General features: G+C 60.9%; 26 protein-coding genes and 1 riboswitch. Of the genes, 2 read left to right on the top strand and 24 right to left on the bottom strand.

Annotated elements, in window-relative coordinates; translation table 11 throughout:
- Nucleotides 1–32 precede the first annotated feature (32 nt).
- The 17 genes from AB6N07_RS05615 to AB6N07_RS05535 all read right to left on the bottom strand — a co-directional run bounded on the left by AB6N07_RS05615 (nucleotide 33) and on the right by AB6N07_RS05535 (nucleotide 15153).
- Nucleotides 33–869, bottom strand: coding sequence for a substrate-binding domain-containing protein (locus AB6N07_RS05615; protein ID WP_370676826.1), 837 nt, complete (start codon nucleotides 867–869; stop codon nucleotides 33–35).
- A gap of 38 nt (nucleotides 870–907) precedes the next feature.
- Nucleotides 908–1636, bottom strand: a complete 729-nt coding sequence (locus tag AB6N07_RS05610; protein ID WP_370676825.1) for an ATP-binding cassette domain-containing protein — start codon at nucleotides 1634–1636, stop codon at nucleotides 908–910.
- Nucleotides 1636–2346 carry an ABC transporter permease gene (locus AB6N07_RS05605; RefSeq protein WP_370676824.1) on the bottom strand — a complete coding sequence of 237 codons (711 nt, stop codon included), beginning with the start codon at nucleotides 2344–2346 and terminating at the stop codon, nucleotides 1636–1638. The genes AB6N07_RS05610 and AB6N07_RS05605 overlap by 1 nt, the downstream gene beginning before the upstream one ends.
- 528 nt (nucleotides 2347–2874) lie before the next feature.
- Nucleotides 2875–4611, bottom strand: coding sequence for a GAF domain-containing protein (locus AB6N07_RS05600; RefSeq protein WP_370676823.1), 1737 nt, complete (start codon nucleotides 4609–4611; stop codon nucleotides 2875–2877).
- A 71-nt stretch (nucleotides 4612–4682) separates the two neighbouring features.
- The gene (gene glp / locus AB6N07_RS05595; RefSeq protein WP_370676822.1) at nucleotides 4683–5936 is read right to left on the bottom strand and encodes a gephyrin-like molybdotransferase Glp; all 1254 of its coding nucleotides are present in this window, start codon (nucleotides 5934–5936) and stop codon (nucleotides 4683–4685) included.
- An 18-nt stretch (nucleotides 5937–5954) separates the two neighbouring features.
- Nucleotides 5955–7442 carry a heterodisulfide reductase-related iron-sulfur binding cluster gene (locus AB6N07_RS05590; RefSeq protein ID WP_370676821.1) on the bottom strand — a complete coding sequence of 496 codons (1488 nt, stop codon included), beginning with the start codon at nucleotides 7440–7442 and terminating at the stop codon, nucleotides 5955–5957.
- Nucleotides 7439–7798: a hypothetical protein gene (locus tag AB6N07_RS05585; protein ID WP_370676820.1), complete on the bottom strand. Its 360-nt coding sequence runs from the start codon at nucleotides 7796–7798 to the stop codon at nucleotides 7439–7441. Before AB6N07_RS05585 ends, AB6N07_RS05590 begins: the two co-directional genes overlap by 4 nt.
- A 10-nt stretch (nucleotides 7799–7808) precedes the next feature.
- Entirely contained in the window at nucleotides 7809–8579 is a 771-nt protein-coding gene (locus AB6N07_RS05580; protein WP_370678193.1) for a ThiF family adenylyltransferase, read from the bottom strand.
- Between the two features lie 140 nt (nucleotides 8580–8719).
- A complete protein-coding gene (locus AB6N07_RS05575) occupies nucleotides 8720–8944 on the bottom strand; it encodes a MoaD/ThiS family protein (RefSeq protein WP_370676819.1) in 225 nt (74 codons plus the stop codon).
- Between the two features lie 12 nt (nucleotides 8945–8956).
- Complete coding sequence (locus tag AB6N07_RS05570) at nucleotides 8957–10690, bottom strand: aldehyde ferredoxin oxidoreductase C-terminal domain-containing protein (protein ID WP_370676818.1); 1734 nt, start codon at nucleotides 10688–10690, stop codon at nucleotides 8957–8959.
- Between the two features lie 329 nt (nucleotides 10691–11019).
- Complete coding sequence (locus AB6N07_RS05565) at nucleotides 11020–11388, bottom strand: winged helix-turn-helix domain-containing protein (RefSeq protein WP_370676817.1); 369 nt, start codon at nucleotides 11386–11388, stop codon at nucleotides 11020–11022.
- A 262-nt stretch (nucleotides 11389–11650) separates the two neighbouring features.
- Nucleotides 11651–12115 carry a hypothetical protein gene (locus tag AB6N07_RS05560; RefSeq protein ID WP_370676816.1) on the bottom strand — a complete coding sequence of 155 codons (465 nt, stop codon included), beginning with the start codon at nucleotides 12113–12115 and terminating at the stop codon, nucleotides 11651–11653.
- Nucleotides 12116–12216: 101 nt separating this feature from the next.
- On the bottom strand, nucleotides 12217–12450 hold the full coding sequence (locus AB6N07_RS05555) for a hypothetical protein (RefSeq protein ID WP_370676815.1): 234 nt from the start codon (nucleotides 12448–12450) through the stop codon (nucleotides 12217–12219).
- 499 nt (nucleotides 12451–12949) lie between these two features.
- Nucleotides 12950–13885, bottom strand: a complete 936-nt coding sequence (locus AB6N07_RS05550; RefSeq protein ID WP_370676814.1) for a hypothetical protein — start codon at nucleotides 13883–13885, stop codon at nucleotides 12950–12952.
- A gap of 173 nt (nucleotides 13886–14058) precedes the next feature.
- Nucleotides 14059–14304, bottom strand: a complete 246-nt coding sequence (locus tag AB6N07_RS05545) for a hypothetical protein (RefSeq protein WP_370676813.1) — start codon at nucleotides 14302–14304, stop codon at nucleotides 14059–14061.
- Nucleotides 14301–14588, bottom strand: coding sequence for a hypothetical protein (locus AB6N07_RS05540; RefSeq protein ID WP_370676812.1), 288 nt, complete (start codon nucleotides 14586–14588; stop codon nucleotides 14301–14303). The genes AB6N07_RS05545 and AB6N07_RS05540 overlap by 4 nt, the downstream gene beginning before the upstream one ends.
- A 361-nt stretch (nucleotides 14589–14949) precedes the next feature.
- Complete coding sequence (locus tag AB6N07_RS05535) at nucleotides 14950–15153, bottom strand: Arc family DNA-binding protein (RefSeq protein WP_370676811.1); 204 nt, start codon at nucleotides 15151–15153, stop codon at nucleotides 14950–14952.
- 113 nt (nucleotides 15154–15266) lie between these two features.
- On the opposite strand from AB6N07_RS05535, the gene AB6N07_RS05530 reads away from it, so the two are divergent.
- Nucleotides 15267–15641, top strand: a complete 375-nt coding sequence (locus AB6N07_RS05530) for an Arc family DNA-binding protein (protein WP_370676810.1) — start codon at nucleotides 15267–15269, stop codon at nucleotides 15639–15641.
- A gap of 29 nt (nucleotides 15642–15670) precedes the next feature.
- On the opposite strand, the gene AB6N07_RS05525 is transcribed toward AB6N07_RS05530, so the two are convergent.
- Entirely contained in the window at nucleotides 15671–16924 is a 1254-nt protein-coding gene (locus AB6N07_RS05525; protein ID WP_370676809.1) for a tyrosine-type recombinase/integrase, read from the bottom strand.
- Nucleotides 16925–17321: 397 nt separating this feature from the next.
- A complete protein-coding gene (locus AB6N07_RS05520; protein WP_370676808.1) occupies nucleotides 17322–17930 on the bottom strand; it encodes a trimeric intracellular cation channel family protein in 609 nt (202 codons plus the stop codon).
- 183 nt (nucleotides 17931–18113) lie between these two features.
- Here AB6N07_RS05520 and AB6N07_RS05515 point away from each other — a divergent pair, with 183 nt between their 5' ends.
- Complete coding sequence (locus tag AB6N07_RS05515; protein ID WP_370676807.1) at nucleotides 18114–19376, top strand: cellulase family glycosylhydrolase; 1263 nt, start codon at nucleotides 18114–18116, stop codon at nucleotides 19374–19376.
- Here the strand turns inward: AB6N07_RS05515 and AB6N07_RS05510 are convergent, their stop codons facing one another.
- The 5 genes from AB6N07_RS05510 to AB6N07_RS05490 all read right to left on the bottom strand — a co-directional run bounded on the left by AB6N07_RS05510 (nucleotide 19377) and on the right by AB6N07_RS05490 (nucleotide 24818).
- On the bottom strand, nucleotides 19377–20561 hold the full coding sequence (locus AB6N07_RS05510) for a sugar MFS transporter (RefSeq protein WP_370676806.1): 1185 nt from the start codon (nucleotides 20559–20561) through the stop codon (nucleotides 19377–19379). It lies immediately after the preceding gene.
- A gap of 180 nt (nucleotides 20562–20741) precedes the next feature.
- Nucleotides 20742–21371 (bottom strand): anaerobic ribonucleoside-triphosphate reductase activating protein, encoded by a 630-nt coding sequence (locus tag AB6N07_RS05505; RefSeq protein WP_370676805.1) that lies wholly within the window; start codon nucleotides 21369–21371, stop codon nucleotides 20742–20744.
- Nucleotides 21358–21555 carry an anaerobic ribonucleoside-triphosphate reductase gene (gene nrdD / locus AB6N07_RS05500; protein ID WP_370676804.1) on the bottom strand — a complete coding sequence of 66 codons (198 nt, stop codon included), beginning with the start codon at nucleotides 21553–21555 and terminating at the stop codon, nucleotides 21358–21360. The genes AB6N07_RS05505 and nrdD overlap by 14 nt, the downstream gene beginning before the upstream one ends.
- Nucleotides 21556–21578: 23 nt before the next feature.
- Nucleotides 21579–23597, bottom strand: a complete 2019-nt coding sequence (locus AB6N07_RS05495; RefSeq protein ID WP_370676803.1) for a ribonucleoside triphosphate reductase — start codon at nucleotides 23595–23597, stop codon at nucleotides 21579–21581.
- Between the two features lie 112 nt (nucleotides 23598–23709).
- A riboswitch (cobalamin riboswitch) is annotated at nucleotides 23710–23912 on the bottom strand.
- A 315-nt stretch (nucleotides 23913–24227) separates the two neighbouring features.
- A complete protein-coding gene (locus AB6N07_RS05490; protein WP_370678192.1) occupies nucleotides 24228–24818 on the bottom strand; it encodes a TetR family transcriptional regulator C-terminal domain-containing protein in 591 nt (196 codons plus the stop codon).
- Between the last annotated feature and the right edge of the window lie 176 nt (nucleotides 24819–24994).

Here is a 24994-nt window from a genome sequence, read left to right as displayed (position 1 = left end):
CCGATTGCCCTGGCCGTCCACGGAGACGCCTATCAGGCATTGGGATCACTGGCGTTCGGAAAGAACAGCTGCTTGTCACCGATGTGATATCCGGCGATCACGGCCTGCCCTTCGGGCGACACGAGCCAATCGACAAAGGCCTGGCCGTCATCCACCTTGACCGTTGGGATCTTCGCCGGGTTGACCAGCATGACGCCGTATTGGTTGAACAGCTTCTTGTCGCCCTCGACGACGACGCCGAGGTCACCCTTGTTGGCGAAGGCGATCCAGGTGCCGCGATCCGACAGCGTGTAGGCAGCCATGGCGTTCGCCGTATTGAGCGTGGCGCCCATGCCCTGTCCGATCTCGCGGTACCACTCGCCCCGGACAGCCTGCAGGTCGACACCTGCCGTCTTCCACAGGTTCAACTCGGCGGTATTGGTGCCGGACTTGTCTCCACGCGAGACGAAGGGCGCCTTCTTGTCGGCGATCGTCTTGAAGGCGGCGGCGACATCCTTGGTACCGTTGATGCCAGCCGGATCGCTCTTGGGGCCGACGACGACGAAGTCATTGTACATCACCGGGTAGCGCTTCACGCCAAAGCCATCGGCGAGGAACTTCAACTCCTGTGCCTTGGCATGCACGAACACCACATCGGCATCACCCCGGCGCCCGGTATCGAGCGCCTGGCCGGTACCCTGGGCAATCACCTTCACGGTGATCCCGGTCTTGGCCGTGAAGGCGGGCAGCAGAACGTTGAAGAGCCCTGAGTCCTGGGTCGAGGTTGTGGAGGCGACGGTGATGAACCGATCCTCGGCCTGAACCGATGACAACATGCCGATGGCGACCAGAGCGGACGCGGCAGCAGTGACGAAAGTACGACGTAGCATTTGAAATTCCTCCAGTTTCGAGGGGCCTTGCCGCGGCTTCACCAGAACAGGCGATGCTCAAGGAAAGCCTGCGCTTCAGCGCTTTTGGGTGAGGTGAAGAAGTGTTCGGCGTCGTTTTCTTCGACAATCCGACCGTTGTGAAAGAAGAAGATCACGTCGGCGAAGCGCCGCGCGAGGCCCAGGTCGTGGGTGGTCAGCACAAGCGTGACACCGCGTTCGTGCAGAACATCCAGCATGTCCTCGATTTGGCGACTGGCCGTCGGATCGAGCGACGATGTCGGCTCATCGAGATAAAGCAGATCGGGATTGAGGCTGGCGGCCCGGGCAATGGCAAGTCGCTGCTGCTCTCCGCCCGACAGCACGCGGGCCGGACTGTCGGCGAGATCGGAAAGCCCGAACTGCGCCATCGCCTCATCCGCGATGCGCCGCCGCACACGCCAACCGACGCCAGCCATGGCGAGCGCATGGGTGAAATTGGCGCGAACCGAACGGCGCAGCATCACAGGCTTTTGGAAGACCATCGCCTGTTTGCGCCGGATCTCGGCAGCAGACGCCGGGAATGTGAAGTCGACACTACCCGAAGTCGGCCGAATAAGTCCGTGGCAAACCTTGAGAAACAGCGACTTTCCGGCGCCGTTGGGGCCAAGAATGACGTTGCGTCGCCTGTTCTGAATGCGCGCACTAGGTATGTCGAGGAGAAGCCGCCCATCGATTTCCAGACGGAGATCCCGCACGATCAGGGGCAGCAGGGAAGTCGTATCGCGCATCAGCTTTTCCCGGAAAAGCGCGCGCCAACGCGCGATATGCCGAAGGCGAGGCCGTTGATTGCCAGCGTTAGGCTCATGAGGACGACACCGAGGGCCATGGCCAAGGGAAGATCGCCCTTCGATGTTTCAAGGGCGATCGAAGTCGTCATTGTGCGCGTAAAGCCGGCAATGTTGCCGCCAACGATCAGGATGGCGCCGACTTCGGCGCTGGCGCGTCCGAGCCCGGCCAGCATCGTGGTCACCAGCGAAAACCGGGCATCCCATAACAGAGTGGGGATGGAACTCAGACGCCCCGCTCCGAGCGAGGTCAGATGGTCCTGATATTCGACCCACAGGTCTTCGATCGTCTGTCGGGTGAGTGCCACGATGATCGGCAACACCAGAACGAACTGCGCGATCATCATCGCCTTCGGCGTGAACAGCAGGCCCAGGCCGCCAAGCGGACCGGAGCGCGACAATAACAGGAAGATCGCAAGACCCGCGACAACGGGTGGGAAACCCATCAGCGTATTGACCAGAACGATGACCACAGTCCGCCCACGAAAGCGCACCAAAGCCAAACCAGCGCCGAGAGGCAGCCCAACGAGCCCCGCGCAGATGACCGCGGTGATCGTGACCTCAAGCGAGAGGAGAATAATACTTAGAAAAGGCCCGCCATTTCCGGCGAGAAGCTGCAGAATCGAAGAAATAAGCGTCACGTCCTGCTGCATACCGCATTCCACGTAGTATTATGGTCGACCTATGGTTTTGAACCAGTGGCGATCCAATTATTCTTTCTGCGCATCGTCTGGGACTTTTGGAACATCGACCTTCGGACAGCTTATAGAGATCATGTTTAACTTGTTAATTTTGTCTTGAATTTCAAGGGCCTCAAGTTCGAAGCCGACCAAGTTCCAAGATGTCTTTCTTGCTGTCGCCGAACACCTCGTCGCCAAAGTCCTCATATTGTCAGTGCGGTTTCAGCGACGGTGGGGGCTTTCCCCGAGTCAAAGCGACTGGCAGTATTCCGCCCGATGAGCCACTGAAACGATTGACTCTGGCTACATTAACTTGGGCGAAAAGGCTGTCACTTAGGCGACAGGCGTCGGGCGGCAAGGTTTCTCCCTAGCCCAGTGGTCCAAATGGATAAGAAGCTTGGCTGGCGGCGACATGTCACGCGCCGTTCGCGCAACATGGATTACGCCAACGAAAGCGCTTGCCTGGTCGTCCCGGTTAGAAAGCGGCCGCAATGCTGGAAATCAAGCCGAGCTTTCCAGCTCCACGCGGAGACGGTCGATATTCGGTATTATTAGGGTACGGGGCGAAGGACGGTACACCTCACCGCAACGGATGAGTTCGGCCAGAACGGTTGAAACGGACTGACGGGCAGCGCCGATCGCCGTGGCGAGCTCTTCACCGCTCGGCGCCCCTTCGATGACAGTACCGGTTTGCGTCTCGCACCCTTCGTGATCGGCGAGCGTGCAAATATGGCGAATGACCCGGTGACGTACGCTACGGAAAGCCATATCGCCAACCATGGCCAACGACTGACCAAGCAGCCGCTCGATGACCGGCATCACGCAGCTACCGAATTCGGGATATTTCCGCAGGAGCTTTTGGAACAATGTTCGCGGAATAACGATGACGTCGCCATCCGCGCAAACTTCGACGGCGAGATCGGCACCCAGGGGTATGGCATCGCCGATCGCCAGTCTGAACAGGGTTAGTTCCCGACCCTCATGCGATGCAAAACAGCGATACCGGCCCGAAGCGAAGACCAGAATGGCCTCTCCGCACGCGTCCACTAGATTGGCGCCGTAAAGAAGCTGGCCGGCTTTCATTTTGCGGAATCTGAGCGTGCCTCGTTCCTGCATCTTCGAAATGATCAGATGCGGGCGCGTTTCCTGCTCGGGTTCATCCGCGTCGGCTCCGCGGTTCGAGCTGGCGAACGAAGACGAATGCGTGAGGGGCGCCGATTTCGCTGGTAGCTGCAGGCTCGCGAAAAACTCTCTGCCATCAGTCGAGCGAAGATTGCTTTTGCCGGACAGCGCCATCCGTTCAACGGTGTCGTATCCAGTGGTGAAAAGCTCTTCAAATCGCACCATCCCAACCATCGGCCAATCGTGCCCGATCAGCTCCAGCGCAGCGCGGTTGGCGCCGACCAAGCGATCGTCGTCGAAAGCGAGAAGACCGTCGCGAATACCACCGAAAAGGTGTTCGCTGGAATGGAACCGAAGTTTCAGGTGCCGCGGAAAGCGCTGCTCGAACAGGCGACGTTCGATTTCGAGCGCGGAACGCCTGAGCAGCAGTGGCAGATAGTCATGAGGTACCGACAGTGATGTCGAGACGTCCAGCACGCCAGCCAGCGCACCCGACGGATCGAGAATGGGCACCGCCGAGCAGCTAATGGACGTATTGAGGCAGAAAAGATGCTCGGCGCCAGTGATGGTGAGAGCTGTTCTTTCCAGCGCCACCGTCCCGATGGCGTTCGTCCCGATCGCCTCTTCCGACCAATCGAACCCCTCGTTGAGCCCTAGCCGATCCGCCTCAAGGGAAAACGACCCATTGCCCTGGCGGGCCAGCACAATACCGGAAGGATCGGTCAGAATGACCACACCCCATTGGGCGCTTAACTCCTCTCCGAGCGATGCCATCTCATCGAGAGCGGACATGATCAGGTCGTTGTTGCGCTCCTTCAGGGATTTGATCCCCGATTCTGCGAGCCGGTCACGCTGCTTGTTCAGCGTTGGAGAGGCAAAACCGAACTGACTGCTTCGCTGCCAGGATCGAACCAGGGGCGACGGCACCCCTTCAGGCACAGCCCCGGTTGTCAGGAAGTGTGATCGTACCGCAAGAATCTGGCCGTCGTGTGCCCCATGGCGCCGGCTGGCAGCCTGATGGTGCGGCCTGAATCGCGGATGACATGGCCCGCACTCGGTGGCGTCTTCGAAGGGAGACCCACACTCGCCGCCATAGTTTCTGATTGGCAGATTCATCTCGACCAACCTCTAAATCGCAACGTTTGCTTCGACGTCCGAACCAAACCAAAGGACTCTCATGGCAGCCATCAAATGAGTTGGCTGTAGGCGTAGAACGAAATTGGATCGCCGCGCCTGACTTCCGTACAGGACTCCGGCAACTCCACCATCCCGTCTGTCCGAGTCAGGGACGTGAGCACGCCCGCGCCATCGACAGGGTATTTTTGGGCGACGGTCCGGCCGTCGGACTGCTCCAACGACACCCGGACATACTCACGCCGGCCGGCTTTTTTCCGGTAGTCGAAGCCGGAGAAGACGGTCATGGCCGACAGAGGCGTCGGCTTGCCTCCCGAGAGCGCGACCACCAGTGGCCGAAGCACGTGGGCGAAGGTGACGAAAACGGCGACAGGGTTGCCCGGGAGGCCAATCAAGGGCGTTCCATTGATGATCCCCATGGCGAGCGGCCGCCCCGGCTTGATCCCGAGCCTCCAGAACACCATGGAACCGCCGGCCGCGATCGCCGCTCGGACATGGTCCTCCTCGCCGGTCGAAACGCCGCCCGAGGTAACGATGAGATCATGCGTATGGCTGGCAGCATCAAGACGCTGGACCGTGACGTCGCGGTTGTCGGGCAGGATGCCGAGATCGGACACTTCGCATCCGGCTCGCTTCAGCATCACCTGCAACGAAAATCGGTTTGAATCGTAGATCGCCGCCGCGCCGAGCGCCTGCCCTGGATCGCGTAACTCGTTGCCGGTCGAGAAGACCGCCACACGTGGACGCCTGCGAACCTTTAGGGACGTGACGCCAAGGGCTGCAAGAAGAGCTATGTCGCGCGGTTCCAGCCTCTTCCCGGCGGGGACGGCAACGCTGCCGGCAGCTATATCCTCACCCCGAGGGCGACGGTTTGCCCCCTTTCTGAGACCAGGCGGCAATTCGACGCGTCCATCATCGTCGAGAGCAACGTCTTCCTGCATGAATACCGTGTCGGTACCAGGCGGCATGGGAGCCCCCGTGAAGATCCGCACGGCCGTCTTGGCGGCGAGGGTCTCCGAGGCAGGTTCGCCTGCCGCAACCCTGGCGCTGATCGGCAGCACAGTTGGTCCACCTGCCAGCAAGTCGGCATAAGCCACGGCGTAGCCATCGACCGCGGAATTGTCGAAAGCCGGCAGATCGATCGGGGCCATCACGTCAGAAGCCGAAAAGCGTCCGTCGGCATCTATCAGCCCGACGCTTTCCGTCTCGCCGATCGGCGGAATCCTGGCGGCAACCAAATCGAGGGCCTCCTCGACCGGCATCAGATCACCTCCGAAGGCGAAGGCATCAGAACTCAACTGCACCATAAACTTGCCTCCAGCCTTTCACGGACTTCCGCGCTCTTGGCCAATCTCACTCAAAGGGAATCTGACCTTTTCGGCTCGATAGGCCTCGGCCAGCAACTCAACTGGATGCGAAACCGGCTTTTCCTGCATCTGCATGAATTGCAGCCGACAGGCCAGGCACTCGGTCACAATCCTGTCCGGGGCCGCTTCCCCAACCCTGTCGATCAAGCCGCGCCCCATCGCCAGGGAAGCGGCATGAAAGTCCTTTTTGAATCCCATGATGCCACCAAGCCCACAGCAATCCATCGGCTGCCCCACTGGCGAAACATCGGCCTTGGGCGCCTCGTTGAGCAGATCGAGCCATGGGCGTCCCATGTTCTGCTCCCTGAGGTGGCAGGGCGGGAAATAGGAGAGCTTTTCGGATGTTACCATGGGGGGAAGATGCAGTCCGCCCTCGCGATGAAGCACCCCGAGATATTCTCCGAGCTCGAAGACGTGAGCGGCGACCTTGATGCGCTGGTGGGCATCCCAAGCTGCGAAATAGCCGACGTCGCCCCGATCGGTCTCGGCATGCAGCCCGAGATTATAGTTGACCACCCAGGGGGCGAGAAACTCCCGAGCGACACTGCTCGTGCGTCCCGACGGAGCGGATACTTCGGCGGCAAGCTGCTTTGCGATCGCCCCGGTATCGCCTTCAAGATCGACTCCAAGAGCGCGGATGCGGTCGCGGAAGGCAGGCGAGAACTGGGCATCGCGGGCCAGCACCGACTTGAACATGAACGAACAGGTCGGACATGCCGTGACGATGTCATAGCCGTCTTCCACGCATTGCTGCAGCACCGGCAGATTGGCCGAGACGAGATCAAGCGTGAACGGCTTGTCGCCTTCGAGGTAGGTCGGCATGCCGCAGCACTTCTGCTCCGGCACATAGACGGAGATGCCGTTTCTCTCCAGGACCTCAATGGTCGCCTTGGCGACATCGGGGAACATGTAACGCGCCGTGCAGCCAACGAAGTAGGTAACCTTACGCCCTTCCGTTTGCTTCGGGCGATCGAGGCCGCGCCGGGCAATCCAGCGCCCCAGGCGATCGCGCGGGAACGACGGCATCTTCCGATCCGCGTGGACGCCGACCAGCCGACGGGCCAGCTTGCCCAGCCGCGGGCTTCTCATGACGGCGTTGACCAGCGAGGGAAAGGTGCCGCAGACCCGCCCGACCAATTGGACATTCTCGATGAAGCGACTGGCCAGCGGCAACCCATCGCGCTCGACGAAGGCATCCTTGGCCCGGCGAATATCGCTCTGAACCGGGCGGCAGGGGCATTGCCCGCAGGCATTGCAGAGGTCGATCAGCTCTGCCAGATCCAGACCTGATACTGGCTTGCCACCGGCCTTAGCGCGGTCGGCGAGGTTAAACAGCCTTGGGAAATACTGGCACGGCGCATCCTCCATCAACTCGCGACATTGCTCGCAGTTGACACAGATGGTCATGGCTGACCGCGCAAGGCTTTCCGGTCTGTCGAGGGTCATTGGCTGTTGCCCTCGTCGCCATCGTCTTTTTCCGCAACTGCCGGAAAAGAAAGGCCAAACGGTTGAGCAGGCTTGGTCTGACCATGAATGCCAAGCAAAAGGCGATGCGGCCCCGGTACTCCCGGGGGAACAAGGGTGACCCGATCGCCGGGATGGATGACGGCATCCTCCACGGCAATGGCCGACCGATTGACGATCAGGGCCTCCACCTTGGCACTTTCGATCGCGAGGAAATGGAGCAGTTCCTCACCCGTCATGTCCTCTGGCAGATCGACAAGCCTCGGGATGGGCCAGCCGCGTTCGCTGAACAGCGTCCGCAATCCCATGAAGGCGATGAGTTCGATTTGCCCGGTCATCCGCCGCCCCTCAAGTTTGCCCGAAGACAGGCGACATCGGATTTCGGTAGTAGTCGACGAGATCGAAGCCCATGTCGCGGATGTCGACCATCAGCAACCGGCCGATGAGCGGTTGGCCGACGCCGGTGATCAGCTTCAGCACCTCGCAAGCGGCAAGCGTGCCCAGCACACCGACGACGCTGCCGAGAATGCCAACCTCGGAGCAGGTCAGCGCGGCCGTGTCCGGCTCCCGGGGCATCAGGCAGCGCCAGCTCGGGTTGAGTTGCCCACTCGCATCGGTTTCGTAAGGAAGCAGCGTCGTCAGGGAGCCGTAGAATTCGAGCACCCCCGCCGTGACGAGCGGCTTGCGGCAGGCATAGGCCGTATCGGCCACCAGGAAGCGGGTCGGAAAGTTGTCGGTCCCGTCGACCACGATGTCATAGGCCTTCACCAGTTCCTGGATGTTATGGGCATCCAGACGGAACGGATGAAGTTCGACATTGACATGGGGATTGATGGCGGCAACGCGCTCGCTGGCGCTCTCGACCTTGAGTTTGCCGACGTTGGCCGTTGAATGCACCACCTGGCGCTGCAGGTTGGAGAGGCTGACCTTGTCGTCGTCGACGAGCCCGAGCGTGCCAACACCAGCAGCGGCCAGATACTCGATCACAGGCGAACCAAGCCCGCCCGCACCGACGCACAGAACCCGGGTAGCCTTCAGCTTGTTCTGACCAGGACCGCCGATGTCCCGAAGCAGGATGTGTCGGCTGTAGCGCTGGAGTTCCACATTCGAAAGCAAAATTCCCTCCGTCCTGCCGACTTCAAAAACGGCTGAGGAGGCCCGTGCGGATGGGCCTCCTCTACGTTGGTTCCGATGCTCGACAGCAAGGTCCGCGTTGGGGGCGCAGGCTTGCCGACTGACAGACCCCTAGGAGGCGAGGCCTATCCTCCTCCAAGGAGAGGAAAGAGCGCCAGAACGTCGCCCTCATCAAGCACGCGGTCGAGTTCGGCCGCGCGCCCATGAATGAAGATCATGCCGATCAGGCCATGCTCGATTTCAAGTTCCGTCGCCACGTCGGCAACGGTGGTTCCCGGCGGATACTGCCGCCGGGCCTCCTTGAAGCGGTTTTCGCGAAACGTCGCGAAGAGTTTGACCGTGACCCACATGATCATCTCGACTTAGAAGTTCCAGAAGCTCGCCAGTTCCTTCTGGTCCATGTCCCACTTGACGTTGTGCGGTGCGATGGCCTCCAGCTCGAAGAACTCGGGCAGGCGGTCCTGCTCCGGCCCGATGCCGGCCGCGAGGTTGAACTCATGCTCTAGCTTGAGCACGGTCTTGCCGAGCCCGACGACGTCGTCCATCGTCAGCCTGCCGCCAAACCGGGCGTTCAGCATATCCACCGCCGCCGGCAGACACTCGGCAATGTCGAGCGCCGGGAAGGCGATGAACAGGCAGAGGCCGGTCGAATCGATGGCCGCCGTGGCGATCTGAAGATTACGCGATAGCTCAACCTGCCCCTCGTTGGACAGCGGATCGACCTTGCCACCGACGTTGAGCACGTTGGCCGTCACCGCGTAGCCGGCGGTGTGGTCGGCCCCTTGCGTCGTCGTGGCATAGGTGACGCCGATGCCTTTGACCGCACGCGGATCGTAAGCAGGGATCGCCTGGTTTTTGACGACGGGAACGCGCGCAACGCCATAGGTCTTGCCAACATGCCCAGTACCACCGCCAAGGATGCGGCCGAGCGGCGTCGCCTTGCCGATCTCCTCGCGCAGCATGCGCAGCACTTCCGTGCCATCACCGAACTTGAGGACACCAGCCTCCATGGCAACGCCGAACATCACCGGGGTCTCGATGCTGTCGACGCCGAGATCATCCATGACGTTGTCGCACTCGGCGATCAGATCGAGGTTGTCGATCAGGCAGTCGGCGCCATAGGCCCAGATCGTCTCGTATTCGAAACCGGAGGTGAGGTACTTGCCATCCTTGTCGTTGTAGACCTGCGAACACTGGATCACGCAGCCGAGCGAGCAACCGTGCGTCGGTTCGCCGCCACGGGCGACGATGGTGTCGTACATGTGCTCGCCCGAGATCATGTCATGATGCTCGCACTGGCCCGACGTGAAGTTGCGGGTCGGCAGGCCGCCGATCTCGTGCAGGATGTTGACCAGCACGGCGGTGCCATAGGTCGGCAGACCCTGGCCGGAAACCGGATGATCCTTGAGGGCCTTGGTGAACACCATGTTGGCGGCCTTGAAGGCGGCCGAGTCGACCAACGAAACCGGGCGCGTGCCCTCCTGATCGATGGTGATGAACTTGATGCGTTTCGAACCCATGACCGCGCCGAGACCACCGCGGCCGAAGCTGCGCAGCTTGCCTTCGGGGTCACGGGTCGAGATGTTCGAGATCATCATCAGATTTTCACCGGCCGAGCCGATGGTGATGACGCCCTTGTCTTCTCCATAACGATTGGCGACCGACTCCAGCACGGCGAAATTGTTCATGCCGACCGTTTCGGCTTCCGGCTCGATCACCGCACCCGAAGAGCTGATGCGGATCTGGTACCACGTATTGGTCTGAGCGGGCTGACCCTCAATGATGATCGCCTTGATGTCGAGGCGACCGAGCATGCGGCCGCAGGTGCCACCGGCGTTGCTTTCCTTGATCGTGCCGGTCAGCGGGCTCTTGGCACCAGCCGACATGCGACCTGCGTTGCCAGCGGCCGTGCCGGACAGAAGTCCTGGAGCGAACACGAGCTTGTTGCTCGGGCCGAGCGGATGGCAGGTCGGCGGCACTTCGGCGGCAACGACCGTTGATGTCAACGCGCGACCGCCGAGACCAGCCCACGCGGCCGGCGCTTCATCGATGCGGACCGAAAGATCCGTCATGTTGATGCGAATGACTTTAGGCATGGCTCTTCCTCCAACTGCCGATCCGGAGGTCCCCAAATGCCTCGTGATTTCGGCCTTGCCAAAACGATGGTTGGCGGCGTGACGCTCACGCTCGCCTGAACCATCCATGCCGAAAGTCTTCGCTCCAAGCAAATCGGAGAAAATACGCACCTATACTATTATGTTTTGGCCGACATAATTGAATTCGTGACGGGCAGATAATATTTAATACAAATATTTCTACGTAATTTGCTTGGTAATCGGCCATCTGGACGCAATATAGGCCTAACGACGGAATTATAACCTCACAAACATAATTGAGAGCAACGCTTCAGGCGTCGATTTGATCTTTAGTCTAGATCGTTGTCGGGGTCGACTTCCAATGCCGGTACCAGGATGGCAACGTCGAGCGCGGCGAGATGAGGAGCGGCGGCTTCGTCGATCAAATGCCCGATGAGGCGATAGCGACGAACAATCTCCGCACCAAGCTCGGTCAGCGATGCGCCGCCCGTACTGCCGGTGTGCCCAACGACCACGGGCTGACCGAAAGCCTTGTTCATGTGGTCGATGAGCTCCCAGGCGCGGCGGTAGGTCATCTCCTGCTCGCGCGCGGCGGCTGATATCGAGCCGACGCGGGCAACCGCCTCCAGAAGCGAGACCTTGCCGGGGCCGATGCGCGTTTCGCTGTCCACCCGCAACTGGAACCGAAGCTCGATCATGACAACCTCTGCCATCGCGGCCGATTTGAACCCGACAGCAGCTTACGCCGCATCGGATAAGGAACCCTGAGCAGCCCGCCCTGACACCTGGGTGCTCGCCTCATCTGAACAGGCTTTTTGCCGGCTGCGATGTCAGATGCCTGACAGGCGGGTTCGTATCCTTTGCTAGCAAACCGAAAGGGTCTACGAAACGCTACGAAGGCTGCTCATGCCTTGGTGCCAAATCGGGGTCCAATCGGATCACAATCAGTCAACAACCCATTCACAAAACGACTCCGTACCCCCATTGAGAAAGAGGGCCCCCGCCGTCTCTCAAGCGTAAGTACCATTCTGGTTGGACGATGAAGAACAACAACAACATAAACCTGGCACCCGCCAAGAAGCACATAGCCCGATCAACTGGGGAGCGAATTACCCGCAAGCGGGATTCAGGCCAGAAGGACCCAATAACCTTGACTCCTCGCTTAAGCACCAGCGTAAAGACGTTGCGGACGCGCCAGGCGCCGTCTTCGTCCTCCGAACCGAAGATCGCCCCGACGATGTCATGGAACAGTTCACTAACCGCTTTCGCCATGGAGAGCGTGCTCGGTACGTCGAGCAGGCGGATCTTTTTGAAGACTGCACCGGCTCGCTCCGCCTCGGCATGGTCGATCGGCAAATCAGGTGTCAGGTAAACACCATGCCGAAGTCTTATCTCTCTGTCCGTACATAAGAAATTCCCCAGCATCAGTTGGCCAATTGCCCCCAGCTTGTGGTTTCGTGCACGGTTCTCGCGAGGGGGGGCGCCTCATCCTTCTTGCCGATCGGCTGTGCCTTCGGGGCCTTGCCTCACGCCGATTTCGGCACGCAGGCATCATGGCGCTCGAAGTGTTTGACGTATTTGTCGATGGTCGAGACGTTGCGGGCTTCGGTCTCGGTCATCAGTACCGTGAAGAGCTTTGCCTCTACCCGGAAGCGGACTTCCGCCCTCGGCTTCCGCTCCCGAAAATAATGTTTGTGCAAAGTCGGAGGAGTGATCGAAGGCGCCGCAGCGATCTGCTCGACCGACCAGTCGAACGCCATCAACTACATGACAAATCTACGCTTTTCGTCGGAGAGCATATGGACGGACCGGCCGCGCTTGCCGAACCCCTCGGGGATCGGGTCGCCAAGCAGGTCAAAATCCAGTGCCATGAGAAAAAAATCTCCGCGTGAGATCTATGCCGGTTGGGAGGGTGGAGACCCCTCAGAGTTTGACCCCGCCCCCATGCGTGTTCCGGCCGCGCCGTTCACCGAGGCGGTTCAGCGCAACACCGAGGCCGGTGGTGCCAGCGATGGCGCTGGTGAGGACGGCGGGTTCTTCGTCCGTGGGAGTGCCGACTGAGCGACGTTCGAAAGTCGTGAAGGGCCAAATCATGATGGCCTGATGTTACGATAAAATCGCCTGAACGGAAGTCAGTCGCGGCCAGCCTCCAGTTTCCGTTCACTTACTCCGGCTTTCTCGTCTTTTCTGGCATTGTATTGAGTTATCTTTGGCGACGAAAACCCGCCATTCTGCCGCGAACAAAGCTGTTGATAACCATCAGGTGACGTCGTCTGGTGGGAGTTCGCTCGGGAAATACCGCCCTCGCCGAAAGCCCTGACCCGGCATGCACTGCCAGGACGGACGCACGCGCCGCGTCTTCAACCAGTGCCTTTCCCAAGCCCTGCCGGCCTCGGTGCCGTACTCGACGAAGACCAGTTGTGAAACACTCGGTTCTCTCTGCCAGTCCCCACGGCGCAGCCAAAGATAGAGCCGGCTATCGTCCTGAAGTCCGGACTGGTCGAGCCGCCTTCGCCGACGCTCTGCCGCTTCGATGATGGCGACCGGGTCAACGCCGCCATCCAGCGTCTTGTTGAACCTTCGTCGCGCTCGGTCCTCGTAGGCACCGCCTCCCCAGAGGGACCACAGCCGATCGAATAGCACACCGCGTTTTCCGTCGTCAGCTGTGAGCGGACTATAGGTTATTCTTTCTTTTCCTCTTTTGGACTCGCAAAGCTCTGCAATGGTTGGGACCTCGTTTTGCAAGAGTTGACCTTTTGCATCCCTTGCACAGCTCTGCGAGGGTTCAACGACACTCAGCCCTTGCATAACTCTGCGAGGGTTTACATCCTCGCCTTCGACTTCAACCCTCGCATAGCTTCGCAAGGGTTCGCCCGCATCTGGCGAGGAATTCCTGACAGTCTGATAGGAGGCAAATTTGTCTCTTTTTGCATCGTCAACTTCCGCCGCTTGGCGGATATCTTCCGCTTCAGGAAAGCGAAGAGGCGGCGGCAAAACCAGGGTGAAGGTATTCGCCCGCCGGCCGCTAGAACGAATAATCTTCAGCCAACCGGCTGTCTCCAGGCGTTTGACGGACCGGATGGCGGTGGCTTCACTACAGGCCGACTTATCACCTATTAGGCGGTAGGAAATGAAGCATGCTGCTGCGCCGACGTGGACGGCAAATCCGATCGTCGTGGCGACATGGCGGTCCATTAGTGACAACGCTCGACATGTACGAACGGAATCGAACCAGAACTGGCGTTGTGGGGCGGTAACCAAGCCTACCCCCCTCAGGGTGCTGGTGATGATGGCGAACGAGCGCAAGCGAGCACACCGCCGGCAACGATGGCCGGCGGCATGATTTGGTCAGCTTGTGAAAGCGGGCGTCAGGAATCGCTAGCGGCAAGCGCCTTTCGCTCAGAGGTCGACCGGCAAGGCGGCGAGATGCGTTCCGCTGCCCAGGCGTCAAGGTCATCGGTGCCGTAGAACGGGAATCGCCCCATGTACGTCATGACCGGTCCCCCGCCGTTCGTCGCCAGTTTGGCAAGCGTCGCTGTGGCGATTACAACGCCATGCTTTTCCTTCAGGTAGATCGGCGCCTCAAAGCGCCTGAGCAAGGTGCGATCGCTCATCTCATGCGTTCCCCATACGGACGAAGGGCGCTTGCGAGGTGTTCGCGGGCACCGTCTATTTCACTGATGAAACCCTCGGCAATATTGATAACGTCAGCTATCGCCGCCCGGTCGGGACTTTCCCCGAACCGCTCGGCGAGCGCGCTCATTGCGCGCAGCATGCCGTCCATCCTGCATAGTGGAGTTTCCATGCCCTCGGCGACATGATGCAGTTCGCGCAGGGTGGTGACAGGGAGAAGGGGTAGGGAGTCGGTGGTTGGCGGAACCTGAGAAAGGGGCATCATCGGTTTCCCCCCAATTCACATGCGGCTTCATAAGAGCTGGACCAGCGAGACTTGAGCGCATCGAATATTTCGATGGCATCCTGAGCCAGATAGGAAAGCGCTGCGCATTGCTCTTCCGAAAGCGTCTCGCTTGGGCCGCGCGAGACCATCGCATCGAAGGTTACCAGGAACGCCTCTACTCGGTTCAGCGGGTTTTCCATCTGCGATAGATGTGATCGAAGGTTCGTCCACTCCCCGACGCAAGAGGCCCTATGGGTGCCTTCCTCTGTTATTCGCTTCAACTCGCGGAGACCCGCAAGTATGTCTTCCCAAGTTGGTTTCGTTGCGGTCGGATCGGCCACTGTGGTATCAGTCCGTGGGTTCACCGGCTTTCTCCCTGCAGGGAATTGCTGTGGCCAGGGCGCGGTGAGGTTGCAGCCTCTTCCGCGCCCAATTTTTTCATGGCCGATCGGATGCACCGAACGACTTCGGAGTTCTGCGAACTCACGTTTTTTTTCGCTTCGTCTTCGATGAAGGCTTTTAAGCCCTCAGGAATGCGAATTTTCATCTGAACGAGTTGGCTCATAATCTCCTCGATTAACCAACGATGAACCACCATGGTCCATTATTGGGTACCACCGTGGTTCATTGCGGTCAACACCACGGTGGTGCATAACCACAGCCAATCGGGAGTAACAAATGGCCCGCGATGACCCGCAACTGAAAATCAGACTTCCAATCGAAATGAAGGAGGCAATTGAGGAGGCTGCTACACGCAACGGGCGGTCTATCAATGCCGAAATCATTTCTCGACTAATGATCACCCTTGAAAAAGGCGACCCTTATGAGAAGCTCGATGGGTTCCAAGAGGAGATACTCGGGAAAATAAGTAAATATAACGAAATAATCGACGAGCAGTTTGAGGTAAGAAAGAAACTAGAGGATACTATTGACGCGATGACGGAGAAGATGGGCTATCTGACTAAAGTTGCAAACTCAGAAACCATGAAGGAGATTATTGATTTCATCGCAAAAAAAGAAAATATAGAGCCGAACAACGATGAAGAAAAGTAGGGCGCATTTCCGTAAATCGTATCAACAGATCATTCTTGCTGTCTCATCTGCTTGGAAATTTCCTCCGCCACCTTGTTTGCTGCTGCGATTAGCACCGAGTCGAGCCGATGCGTATATCGGCTGGTGATGCCGCTGCCGGCGTGCCCGAGCATGGCGCCGATGGTGCTGTCGGTGAAACCGAGGTCCGCGCCGACGCTGGCGAACGAATGCCGCAGAACATGCGGCGTCACGCCCACAAGACCGGCGTCGACGAACAACTTGCGATATGCGCGTTTCATGCCGGCGAACGGCCGACCCTGTAGCCGCTCCGCCGGGAACACATAGGGATGCCCTTCCTTCGGCTTGATCGAACGCAATACGTCCTTTGCCGCCTCGCTGAGCGGCCGGACGGAGCGGCCCGTCTTGGTATCCTCAAGGCGGAGCAACGAGTCCTCGAAATCGACCTCTGACCACTTGAGATTTTCGACCTCGCCGAGCCGGCACCCGGTGAGCGCCAGTAGCCGCAACTCGGCAACTGGTTGCCATGCCTCGAAAGGATTGGCCGTCGTCTCGTCGAACACCGTGCCAAGGGCTTTGAACTCGTCAGCCGTCAGGCGCCGCTCTCGCTTGTTGGTCGCAGGCTTCTTAACCCCGGCCGCTGGGCTAATCTCCATCACACCCTGAGAAACCGCCCATGACAGGATGGCGCCGAGGGTTTGCGTGCACCGTGAGGCGGCACCAGGTCCGCCCGGCCGGCGGATGCGTCCACGCAGGTTGCCAGACTTCTCCGGCTTGGCCTTAGCCGTCTTGCCGGCGGTCACCGAACCGACGAACTTCTGAATATCGGATCGCTTCAAGTCGATAATGAGCCGCTTGCCGAGCAGCGGCTTGATATGCGCCTCCACCATGGATCGGTCGAGCGTTAGCGTCGACGCCTTCTTAGGGCGCCCTGCCCGGCCGATGACAAGCCCCTTATCAGCCGCGACGAAGTAATCCTCGCAGAGCTGCGACACCGTCAGCGATGTTCGCCGGCTCCGACGCTCTTCAGCGGGGTCTTCACCCTTCACCACATCGCCCAGTGTCACCATAGCGAGTTTGCGGGCTTCCTCGCAGGTGATCTTGCCATGAGGGCCAATCGTCATCCGCTTTCGCGATCCATCGCGGTTGCGATAGTCGATGTAATAGACCCGCTTACCAGAGGGGAATACGCGGACACCAAAGCCGGGAAGGTCGCTGCACCACACGAAATATGGCTTGTCTTTTGGCTCGGCCTTCTCGACGATTGTCTTGGTCAATCTCGCCATCGGTGACCCCTACTGAGCGTTTAGTGTCACCATAGAGTCACCACAAAATCGGAAACGAGGGAATAGCCTCGAAATCGCCATCCAACGATTTCACCATCTTTCGTTAGCAAAATCATACACCTAGCCAACTTGCGGAAAGTTCGGCAAAAGTCGCGAAATGCCTAGTCCAAAATTTGACATCGTAGGGGTCACAGGTTCGATCCCTGTCACGCCCACCATCCGGTTTCCGGACGACTGAAAAAATGGCGCTTCGGCGCCTTTTTTTTTATTTTGAACTTGAAGCGAAGCGAGTGAAGCGCTGACCGCGCGGCAATGCCATATGGCATGAGCGCACCCGCCCCTCCCCGGCATCCATGCCAGATGAGGAGGCATTCCACCCTTATGGACGTGGCAGCGTTCAGGAGCCGCCGGCCGGCGGCGGCAGGTTCCAGTCCCAGCGCATGGCGGCGAGCCTCAACAGAATGGACAGCCCGCCGCCGGCGACGGCCACCAGCACGGATGGCAGGTGATAGTAGTCGCCGACCGACACCATCAGGGCGCCAATCAGCGCCGCCAGGGCGTAGATCTCCTTGTGCAGCACCATCGGCGTCTGCGCCGCCAGGATGTCGCGGCCAATGCCGCCGCCGATGGCGGTGATCATGCCGACGACCGCGGCCATCAGCGGCGACAGGCCGGCCTCCATCGCCTTGCGCGTGCCGACAACCACATAAAGCCCCAGGCCCAGCGCGTCGAACACGGCCACCGGCGCGGCAAGACGGGCGATCTGATTGTGGGCGAAGATGCAGCAGAAGCCGGCGGCGCAAGAGATTGCGAAATAATGCCAGGTAACGAAAGCCACTGGCGGCACGGCGCCGATCACCACGTCACGCATGATGCCGCCGAAGGTGGCGGCAACGAAAGCCAGGAAGACGATTCCGAACGGATCGAGCCGCCGCTCCACGGCGCGGGTTCCACCACTGAGGGCGAAGGCGAAACAGCCGACGAAGTCGACCAGGGTGAGGAACATGACGGGTCTACCGATATTGCCGGGCGAGCGAATGCTCGCGCCGGGATTTAATTCTGATTGCCTTCTCTCACGTTGGCACGCCTGACGGAAGACCGTCCCCTTCCGTACGGGTGCATTGCGCCAACGGCCCGAGCCCTGCATGATCGGGCACCGCCGGTTCGGTCCGGCCGGAGGAGACCGCCCATGCCCCGCCTCCATCGCGTCCTTAGCCTCGCGATGCTCTGCCTTGCCGCTTGCGTTTCCCTTGCCATGGCGGCGCCTCAACTCAAGCGCGGCATCAACTTCGAGGTCTGGCAAACCTGGATCGGACGCGACGGTTTCCTGGCGCCCGGCTTCGACCGGGAAAACTTCCCCGACTGGATGGCGCGCATCGATGACCGCCAGTTGGCTCGCCTGAAGGCCGAGGGCTTCGATTTCGTCCGTCTCGATATCGATTCCGCCGCCATGCTCTGGGCGGGCGATGACGGCGCCGGGCCGCTGATCGACCACGTCGTAACGGCAACGGCGCGTCTTCAGGCGCTGGGTTTCGCGGTGATCGTCGACCTGCACCTCCTGCCCGCCGACGAGGAGCGCCCCGAAGGCCTTGAAGACGTGCTCGGCACCAACGATCACCCGCCGGTGCTGTGGGACCGCTATCTCGGCCTCGTCACCCGCGTCGCCGCCCGCCTCGCCGTCTTGCCGCCGGACCTCACCCTCCTTGAGCCGATCAACGAACCCAACCAGGACTGGAACTCCCATTTCGCCCTGACAGATCGCTGGCCGGATCAGCTCGCCGCGCTGAGGGCCGCTGCCCGCGCCGCCGCGCCAACGCTGACCCTGGTGCTGACCGGTGGACGATCGGGCCTTATCGACGGGCTCATTCGCCTCGATCCAGCCCCCTTCGCTGACGACCCCAACATCGTCTGGACGTTCCACTATTACGAGCCGATGGCCGTCAGCCACGCCGGCCGGCCATGGCTCGACGATGCTTCGCGCTATCTGACGCATTTGCCCTACCCGGCCGCGCTCATTGACGATGCCACCGGCAAGGCACTGGCCCGCGACGCCCGGCAGCGCATCGCTAAAGCCGTCACCGCCCCCAAGCAGCGAAAGGCACTCAACGCGGCGGTTGGCAAGACACTTGCTGATTACCGAGCCTCCGATGCCGGCCCGGCGACCATCGCCACCGATTTCCAGCGGATAAGCGACTGGGCGGCTGAGAATAACATTCCGGCCGATCGCATCCTGCTCGGCGAGTTCGGTGTCTATCAGGACGGTGCCGACCCGGCTGCGCGGATCGCTCTCATCGAGGCGACGCGTGCCGCCGCCGAACGCCAGGGGTTCGCCTGGGCGATCTTCACCGCCGGCCTGACGAGCGCGGACAAGGCTTTTTCAGTGATGGGCGACGGCAAGGCCCTTACCCTCGAACCGAAGGTGAAGGCGGCGCTCGGCCTCGCCAACAGATAGTCAGCGGCGGACGACCCGCTCGCCGAGGAAAAGGAAGACCGCGGCCGCGACAGTCAGGATCGGCAGTGCCGACATCGCCATCCAGAGCCCGGCATGGTCGGCCAACGCACCGATCGCCCAGGGGATGACCAGGATGGAAAGGCCGCTGGCCAGCGAGGCGCGCGCCGTTGCCAGCTCACCGAACGGACCGGCGGTGACGATGGCCTTGGTCAGCGTCAGCGGATATTGCAGCGCGCAACCAAGGCCGACGGCGAACAGGCCAATCACCGAAAACGTCAGGCTCGGCGAGCCCCAGAACAGGAAAAAGGCCGGCACCGTGAGAACCGCCGACAGGTAGAGCGCCCGGGCCGCCGTTATCCGCGTCAGCACGAAAGCCGACGACAGCCGGCCGACCAGCATGCCGAGCGAGAAGGCGCCGGCGGTAATCGCTGCCGAAGCGATCGGCACGCCCTTGACGCGGGTGAGGAATTCCGTCGCCCACACCAGTACCGACTGCTCGACACCCACGAAGGCGATGATCGTCAGCCAATAGAACCAATAGGCCAAAGGCAGACGGCCGCCACGCGCTCCGTCCACGGCGGCCGGTGGTGTTTCCGCCGCCGGCATCGGCACGCCACGCATGAAGAGGAGCAGCAGGCCAGCCAGCACAACGCCGAACAGCAGCGCCGTCCGCCAGCCGAGGCCGATGGCGACGAACAGCCCCACCGCCATCGCCGCCGTCAGCGAGGCGACGTAGGAGACGCCGTTGGCCTCACCGATCGCCACCGAGCGATTGGCGCCGTGCCAATCGGCCAGCAGCGTCGGCACGACGATCAAGATAAGGCAGCCGACCGCCCCCATCACGAAGCAGCCGAGGATGCTGACCACCGGATTGGGCGCAAGGATGATGGCGAGCGCCCCGAGCGCCATACCAGCCAAGCCGACCATCACCGACCACAGTCGGCCGTACTTGCGCGTCAGTCGTTCACCGATGAGGCCCGAGACGATCAGCCCGGCCGCCACGGCGGCTGGATGCAGCGTCACCACCCGGTAGCTAAGGTTGAACTCGTCCTTCAGGAAGGGGATGATGTTGCCCTGAATATTCAGAAAAAAGGTGAACTGGGCGAGCGCCAGATAGGCGGCCCAAGTCAGCCGGTCGCGCCGAATGGGCGTCGGTACGGACGGGGTGCGCGAAGGGACGGTCATGGAGATCCACATGAAGAAGGCGCCCTCCGCCACCGGTGACCGGCGGTCGGCTTGACGCCTCCTTTGAAACGATACAGAAAACTAGGCTGGCGTTGGCGGGCTGTCAAGCGGACAGCGGCACGCCGCGCAGCCGTCCGCGCCACGCCGAGCCAGCTCGCTTCCAACTCGGCGCGCGCCCGATCAATAGGCGACCAGCAGTTCCGCGTCCTGGCAGCCCTTGCTCCGGAATGGCTGCCGCCGTGTCGGCGCCAGACCCAGCATGGCAAGATCAGCATCGAGGTGAGCGAGATCGGCTTCGGCAAGCAGCGACGGATGCACGGTGGTTCGAACCTCAAAGGCGACGCCGCTTCCCGCCAACGCAAGGAGGCTTTCGCGCGCCCGCGTCCCGCTTCCCACCACTCCCGTGACGCGCTCATAGTCGGCAAACGGCGCCTTGACGTCGAAACCGACCCAGTCGAGGTACGGCAAAAGGCGCGCAAAGCGATCGGGATAGGGGCCGGCCGTATGCAGGCCGACCCGGAAACCCAGCGCTCTCACGGCGGCGACGGCTTCCGGCAGCATCTTCTGCAAAGTTGGCTCGCCTCCCGAAAACACCACGGCGTCAAGGAGACCTCGCCGTTTCTCAAGAACCGACAAGACCGCCTGCCAGTCCGGCCCGGCACCACGGCCGGGCGGGATCAGGTCGACGTTGTGACAATAGCGGCAGGCGAGCGGACAGCCTTGGCAGAATACCGTGGCAACCAGTTCGCCCGGCCAGTCACAGGTCGACAGAGGCGAAAATCCGCCGACCGCCAGATTATCGACGGGCATCGGCAAGGCTCTTGCCTTCCGCGAACGCGGTCCGTTCGGCGAATTCGCTTTTCTTGCCCTTGTTGAAGGACGAGACGGGGCGGTGATAGCCCATCACTCGCGTCCAGATTTCGCAGGGCTGGCGCTCGTCGTTGGACAGAAGGGCGGCGGCATCGTTCTTGATGGCAGAAAGCGGCTTGTTCATCTGAAGTCTCCTTCGCAAATCGTTCACTCGGCAGCGGCCTGCTTCTGGGCAAGCCTCTCGGCATCGCAGATCGGACAGAATTCATGCTCTCCAGCGAGATAGCCGTGCTTTGGGCAGATGGAGAAAGTTGGCGTCACCGTGACGTAGGGCAGGCGGAAATTTTCGAGAGCTCGCCGGACGAGCTTCTTGCAGGCCTCGGCTGACGACACGCGCTCGCCGAGATAGAGATGGAGCACGGTGCCGCCGGTGTAGCGCATCTGAAGCGGCTCCTGGCGGCGCAGCGCCTCGAAGGCGTCGTCCGTAAAGCCGACCGGCAACTGGCTGGAATTGGTGTAGTAGGGCGCATCCGGCGTGCCTGCCTGTAGAATGCTCGGAAAGCGTTTCTTGTCCTCGCGGGCGAAGCGGTAGGTCGTGCCTTCCGCCGGTGTGGCTTCGAGATTGTAAAGGTGCCCCGTCTCCTCCTGAAAGGCGACGATGCGGCTGCGGACATGGTCGAGCAGACGGATGGCGAAGGCCTCGCCCCACTCCGTCGTGATGTCCTCGGTATCGCCGGTGAAGTTGCGGATCAGTTCGTTGACCCCGTTGACGCCAAGCGTCGAGAAATGATTCCGGAGCGTGCCGAGATAGCGCTTCGTATAGGGAAAGAGGCCGTCGTCCATCAGCCGCTCAATGGTCTTGCGCTTGATCTCCAGGCTGGTGCGGCCGATGGCCAGGAGTTCGTCCAGGTGGCGCAACAGTCCGGTCTCATCACCCTTATGGAGGTAGCCTAGACGGGCGCAGTTCACCGTGACGACGCCCAACGATCCCGTCTGCTCGGCCGAACCGAACAGACCATTGCCGCGCTTCAGAAGCTCCCGAAGATCGAGCCGCAACCGACAACACATCGAGCGGACCATGTTCGGCGTCAGCTCGGAATTGAGGAAGTTCTGGAAGTAGGGCAACCCATATTTGGCCGTCATCTCGAACAGGCGCGTGGCGTTGTCGCTCTCCCAGGGGAAGTCGGGCGTGATATTGTAGGTCGGAATCGGGAAGGTGAAGACGCGTCCCTTGGCATCGCCAGCCGTCATCACCTCCATGTAGGCGCGGTTGATGATGTCCATCTCCGCCTGCAGATCGCCATAGCGGAAGTCCATCTCGGCGCCGCCGATGACCGGCACCTGATCTTTCAGGTCATCCGGGCATACCCAATCGAATGTGAGGTTGGTGAACGGCGTCTGCGTACCCCAACGCGAGGGGACGTTGAGATTGTAGATCAGTTCCTGGATCGATTGCCGCACCTCTTCATAAGTCAGCTGATCCTTGCGGACGAAGGGAGCCATGTAGGTGTCGAACGAGGAGAAGGCTTGGGCGCCAGCCCACTCGTTTTGCAGCGTGCCGAGAAAATTGACGATCTGGCCGACGGCGCTCGAGAGATGCTTGGGCGGCCCCGCCTCCACCTTGCCCGGCACGCCATTGAGGCCTTCGGTGAGCAGCATGCGGAGCGACCAGCCGGCGCAATAACCCGAGAGCATGTCGAGGTCGTGGATGTGGATGTCGCCGTCGCGATGCGCCTTGCCGACTTCCGGCGGGTAGACGTGGCTGAGCCAGTAGTTGGCCGTCACCTTGCCGGAGACATTGAGGATGAGACCGCCCAGCGAATAGCCCTGGTTGGCATTGGCATTCACCCGCCAGTCGGCGCGTTCGAGATACTCGTCGATCGAGGACACCACGTCGACGACAGTGTTGGCGTCGCGGCGAAGGCGCGCCCGCTGCTCGCGATAGACGATGTAGGCGCGCGCCGTCGCAAAGTGGTTGGCCGAGATCAGTACCTGCTCGACGACGTCCTGGATCTCCTCGATCGACGGCATACGCTCGGCGAAGCGGTGGGCGATCACCTTCACTGCCTGCATCGCGAGGAGCTGGGCCTCGGCGCTGGAAAACTCGCCACTTGCGGCACCGGCGCGCTCGACGGCGGAACGAATCTTGTCGGCATCGAAGGGGGCGAGCGCGCCCGATCGCTTGAGGACGCTGAGAGGCGGCTTGACTGGAGATATTTCCGACATCGTTCCCTTGCACCGAATTCAGGGCAGAGAACGGAAGGAACGCAATCGACAACGGCGGAGACGGACTCCGGCCGTGCGTCGACGACGATCCACCGGTGCACCCCGCCCGAGGACAAATCAACTCGGCTGGGGCAGGTCTCCTGGCTCACGGGTCATCGCAACCGTTCCGTCTTCCCAGTACCCTAGGGCACCAGTGACTTCCGTGGAACGGGCACTCGCCGCTGACAGTTGCGGGGGCAGCGCCGGACTCGCACCGGCTTCCCTCTTGGCTCCAGATGTTGTGGCATCTGAAGAACCTCAGCTCAACAACTAGTATTTCGTGCCTCACGAGTCGGGTCAATGAAAGACGCTCGCGGTGAGCGGTTCTACCTATACGGCCTGTGAACGGATTGTGGATCGCTGGCCGAGCGCGCCCATTCGACGGGCTGACCCAGCCGGCCCCGCACATGCAAAAAGGCGCCTGCCACCCACCGATCATCGGTCGTTGGCGCGGCGCCTTCTTTGAAACGATACAGAAAACTAAGCTGGTCACACGTACAAGGGTACGGAACATATCTGCTCGCGCCCTAAGTCCGGATTTGCCCCCCAAAAAACACGAAGACTCCCGGCGAACACCATATCCGCAGCAGCCTATGGCTTGCCGCGGAAAACCGTGTCAAAGGCGATCCGTTTGAAGCGATCGAGCGGCTCCGGGCTGCGCTCGACTTTCATACGCAGGATCGCCCCTTCCCATGAGGTCAGCAGGAACTCGGCCAAGTCCTTGGCCGGGAACTGGGTGTCGATCTCTTTTGCTCTCTGCCCTTCTTCGATGCAGCGCTCGAACGGCTCCAGCCACTCCCGGTAAATCGCGGCCAGCCGCTCGCGCAGCACCTCGCTTGCCTGCGACACCTCGATGCTGAAATCACCGATCAGGCAGCCGCGCAGATAGCCGTCGGCGGCCAGGCGATCGGTAATGATATCGAGATAGCGGAACAATCGCTCGCGCGGCGTCAGTGTGTGGTCGTTGAGCGCCTCTCCGACCAGCTTTCGCGTGTGCGAGAAATAGTAGTCGAGCACCTCTCCGGCGAAGGCTTCCTTGGAGCGGAAGTGATTGGTGAAGGAGCCCTGGGGCACACCGGCGTCGGCGACCACGTCGCGCACGCCAGCCGCATGGTATCCCTTGCGGAACATCACCCGCAGACCCGCTTCAATGATGTCGTTCTTGTTCGATGGTCTCGGCATAGCTTGAAAATACGTACGTTCGTATTGATGGTCAAGTATACCAATTGAGCGTTGCGGGAGACTGCCCCGACACTCAGCGGCCGTGACGCCTGCTCCGCCCATGGCAGGGTCTCCACAAACAGAGCACGGCTTTTTGCCGGCGAGCCAGGCGACGTCTGGCAATTTAGGCAGAGCCC

The sequence above is a fragment of the Pleomorphomonas sp. PLEO genome (genome assembly GCF_041320595.1).
Lineage (GTDB): Bacteria > Pseudomonadota > Alphaproteobacteria > Rhizobiales > Pleomorphomonadaceae > Pleomorphomonas.
The sequence above is the reverse complement of the archived record's forward strand: the minus strand, read 5'-3'. Positions and strand labels throughout refer to the sequence as shown.

Excerpts from the sequence above, each read along its gene's own strand:
- AB6N07_RS05615 (WP_370676826.1), bottom strand. The coding sequence starts at position 869 with ATGCTACGTCGTACTTTCGTCACTGCTGCCGCGTCCGCTCTGGTCGCC.
- AB6N07_RS05610 (WP_370676825.1), bottom strand. The coding sequence starts at position 1,636 with ATGCGCGATACGACTTCCCTGCTGCCCCTGATCGTGCGGGATCTCCGT.
- AB6N07_RS05605 (WP_370676824.1), bottom strand. The coding sequence starts at position 2,346 with ATGCAGCAGGACGTGACGCTTATTTCTTCGATTCTGCAGCTTCTCGCC.
- AB6N07_RS05600 (WP_370676823.1), bottom strand. The coding sequence starts at position 4,611 with ATGAATCTGCCAATCAGAAACTATGGCGGCGAGTGTGGGTCTCCCTTC.
- glp (WP_370676822.1), bottom strand. The coding sequence starts at position 5,936 with ATGGTGCAGTTGAGTTCTGATGCCTTCGCCTTCGGAGGTGATCTGATG.
- AB6N07_RS05590 (WP_370676821.1), bottom strand. The coding sequence starts at position 7,442 with ATGACCCTCGACAGACCGGAAAGCCTTGCGCGGTCAGCCATGACCATC.
- AB6N07_RS05585 (WP_370676820.1), bottom strand. The coding sequence starts at position 7,798 with ATGACCGGGCAAATCGAACTCATCGCCTTCATGGGATTGCGGACGCTG.
- AB6N07_RS05575 (WP_370676819.1), bottom strand. The coding sequence starts at position 8,944 with ATGTGGGTCACGGTCAAACTCTTCGCGACGTTTCGCGAAAACCGCTTC.
- AB6N07_RS05570 (WP_370676818.1), bottom strand. The coding sequence starts at position 10,690 with ATGCCTAAAGTCATTCGCATCAACATGACGGATCTTTCGGTCCGCATC.
- AB6N07_RS05565 (WP_370676817.1), bottom strand. The coding sequence starts at position 11,388 with ATGATCGAGCTTCGGTTCCAGTTGCGGGTGGACAGCGAAACGCGCATC.
- AB6N07_RS05560 (WP_370676816.1), bottom strand. The coding sequence starts at position 12,115 with ATGCTGGGGAATTTCTTATGTACGGACAGAGAGATAAGACTTCGGCAT.
- AB6N07_RS05555 (WP_370676815.1), bottom strand. The coding sequence starts at position 12,450 with ATGGCGTTCGACTGGTCGGTCGAGCAGATCGCTGCGGCGCCTTCGATC.
- AB6N07_RS05550 (WP_370676814.1), bottom strand. The coding sequence starts at position 13,885 with ATGGACCGCCATGTCGCCACGACGATCGGATTTGCCGTCCACGTCGGC.
- AB6N07_RS05545 (WP_370676813.1), bottom strand. The coding sequence starts at position 14,304 with ATGAGCGATCGCACCTTGCTCAGGCGCTTTGAGGCGCCGATCTACCTG.
- AB6N07_RS05540 (WP_370676812.1), bottom strand. The coding sequence starts at position 14,588 with ATGATGCCCCTTTCTCAGGTTCCGCCAACCACCGACTCCCTACCCCTT.
- AB6N07_RS05535 (WP_370676811.1), bottom strand. The coding sequence starts at position 15,153 with ATGAGCCAACTCGTTCAGATGAAAATTCGCATTCCTGAGGGCTTAAAA.
- AB6N07_RS05530 (WP_370676810.1), top strand. The coding sequence starts at position 15,267 with ATGGCCCGCGATGACCCGCAACTGAAAATCAGACTTCCAATCGAAATG.
- AB6N07_RS05525 (WP_370676809.1), bottom strand. The coding sequence starts at position 16,924 with ATGGCGAGATTGACCAAGACAATCGTCGAGAAGGCCGAGCCAAAAGAC.
- AB6N07_RS05520 (WP_370676808.1), bottom strand. The coding sequence starts at position 17,930 with ATGTTCCTCACCCTGGTCGACTTCGTCGGCTGTTTCGCCTTCGCCCTC.
- AB6N07_RS05515 (WP_370676807.1), top strand. The coding sequence starts at position 18,114 with ATGCCCCGCCTCCATCGCGTCCTTAGCCTCGCGATGCTCTGCCTTGCC.
- AB6N07_RS05510 (WP_370676806.1), bottom strand. The coding sequence starts at position 20,561 with ATGACCGTCCCTTCGCGCACCCCGTCCGTACCGACGCCCATTCGGCGC.
- AB6N07_RS05505 (WP_370676805.1), bottom strand. The coding sequence starts at position 21,371 with ATGCCCGTCGATAATCTGGCGGTCGGCGGATTTTCGCCTCTGTCGACC.
- nrdD (WP_370676804.1), bottom strand. The coding sequence starts at position 21,555 with ATGAACAAGCCGCTTTCTGCCATCAAGAACGATGCCGCCGCCCTTCTG.
- AB6N07_RS05495 (WP_370676803.1), bottom strand. The coding sequence starts at position 23,597 with ATGTCGGAAATATCTCCAGTCAAGCCGCCTCTCAGCGTCCTCAAGCGA.
- AB6N07_RS05490 (WP_370678192.1), bottom strand. The coding sequence starts at position 24,818 with ATGCCGAGACCATCGAACAAGAACGACATCATTGAAGCGGGTCTGCGG.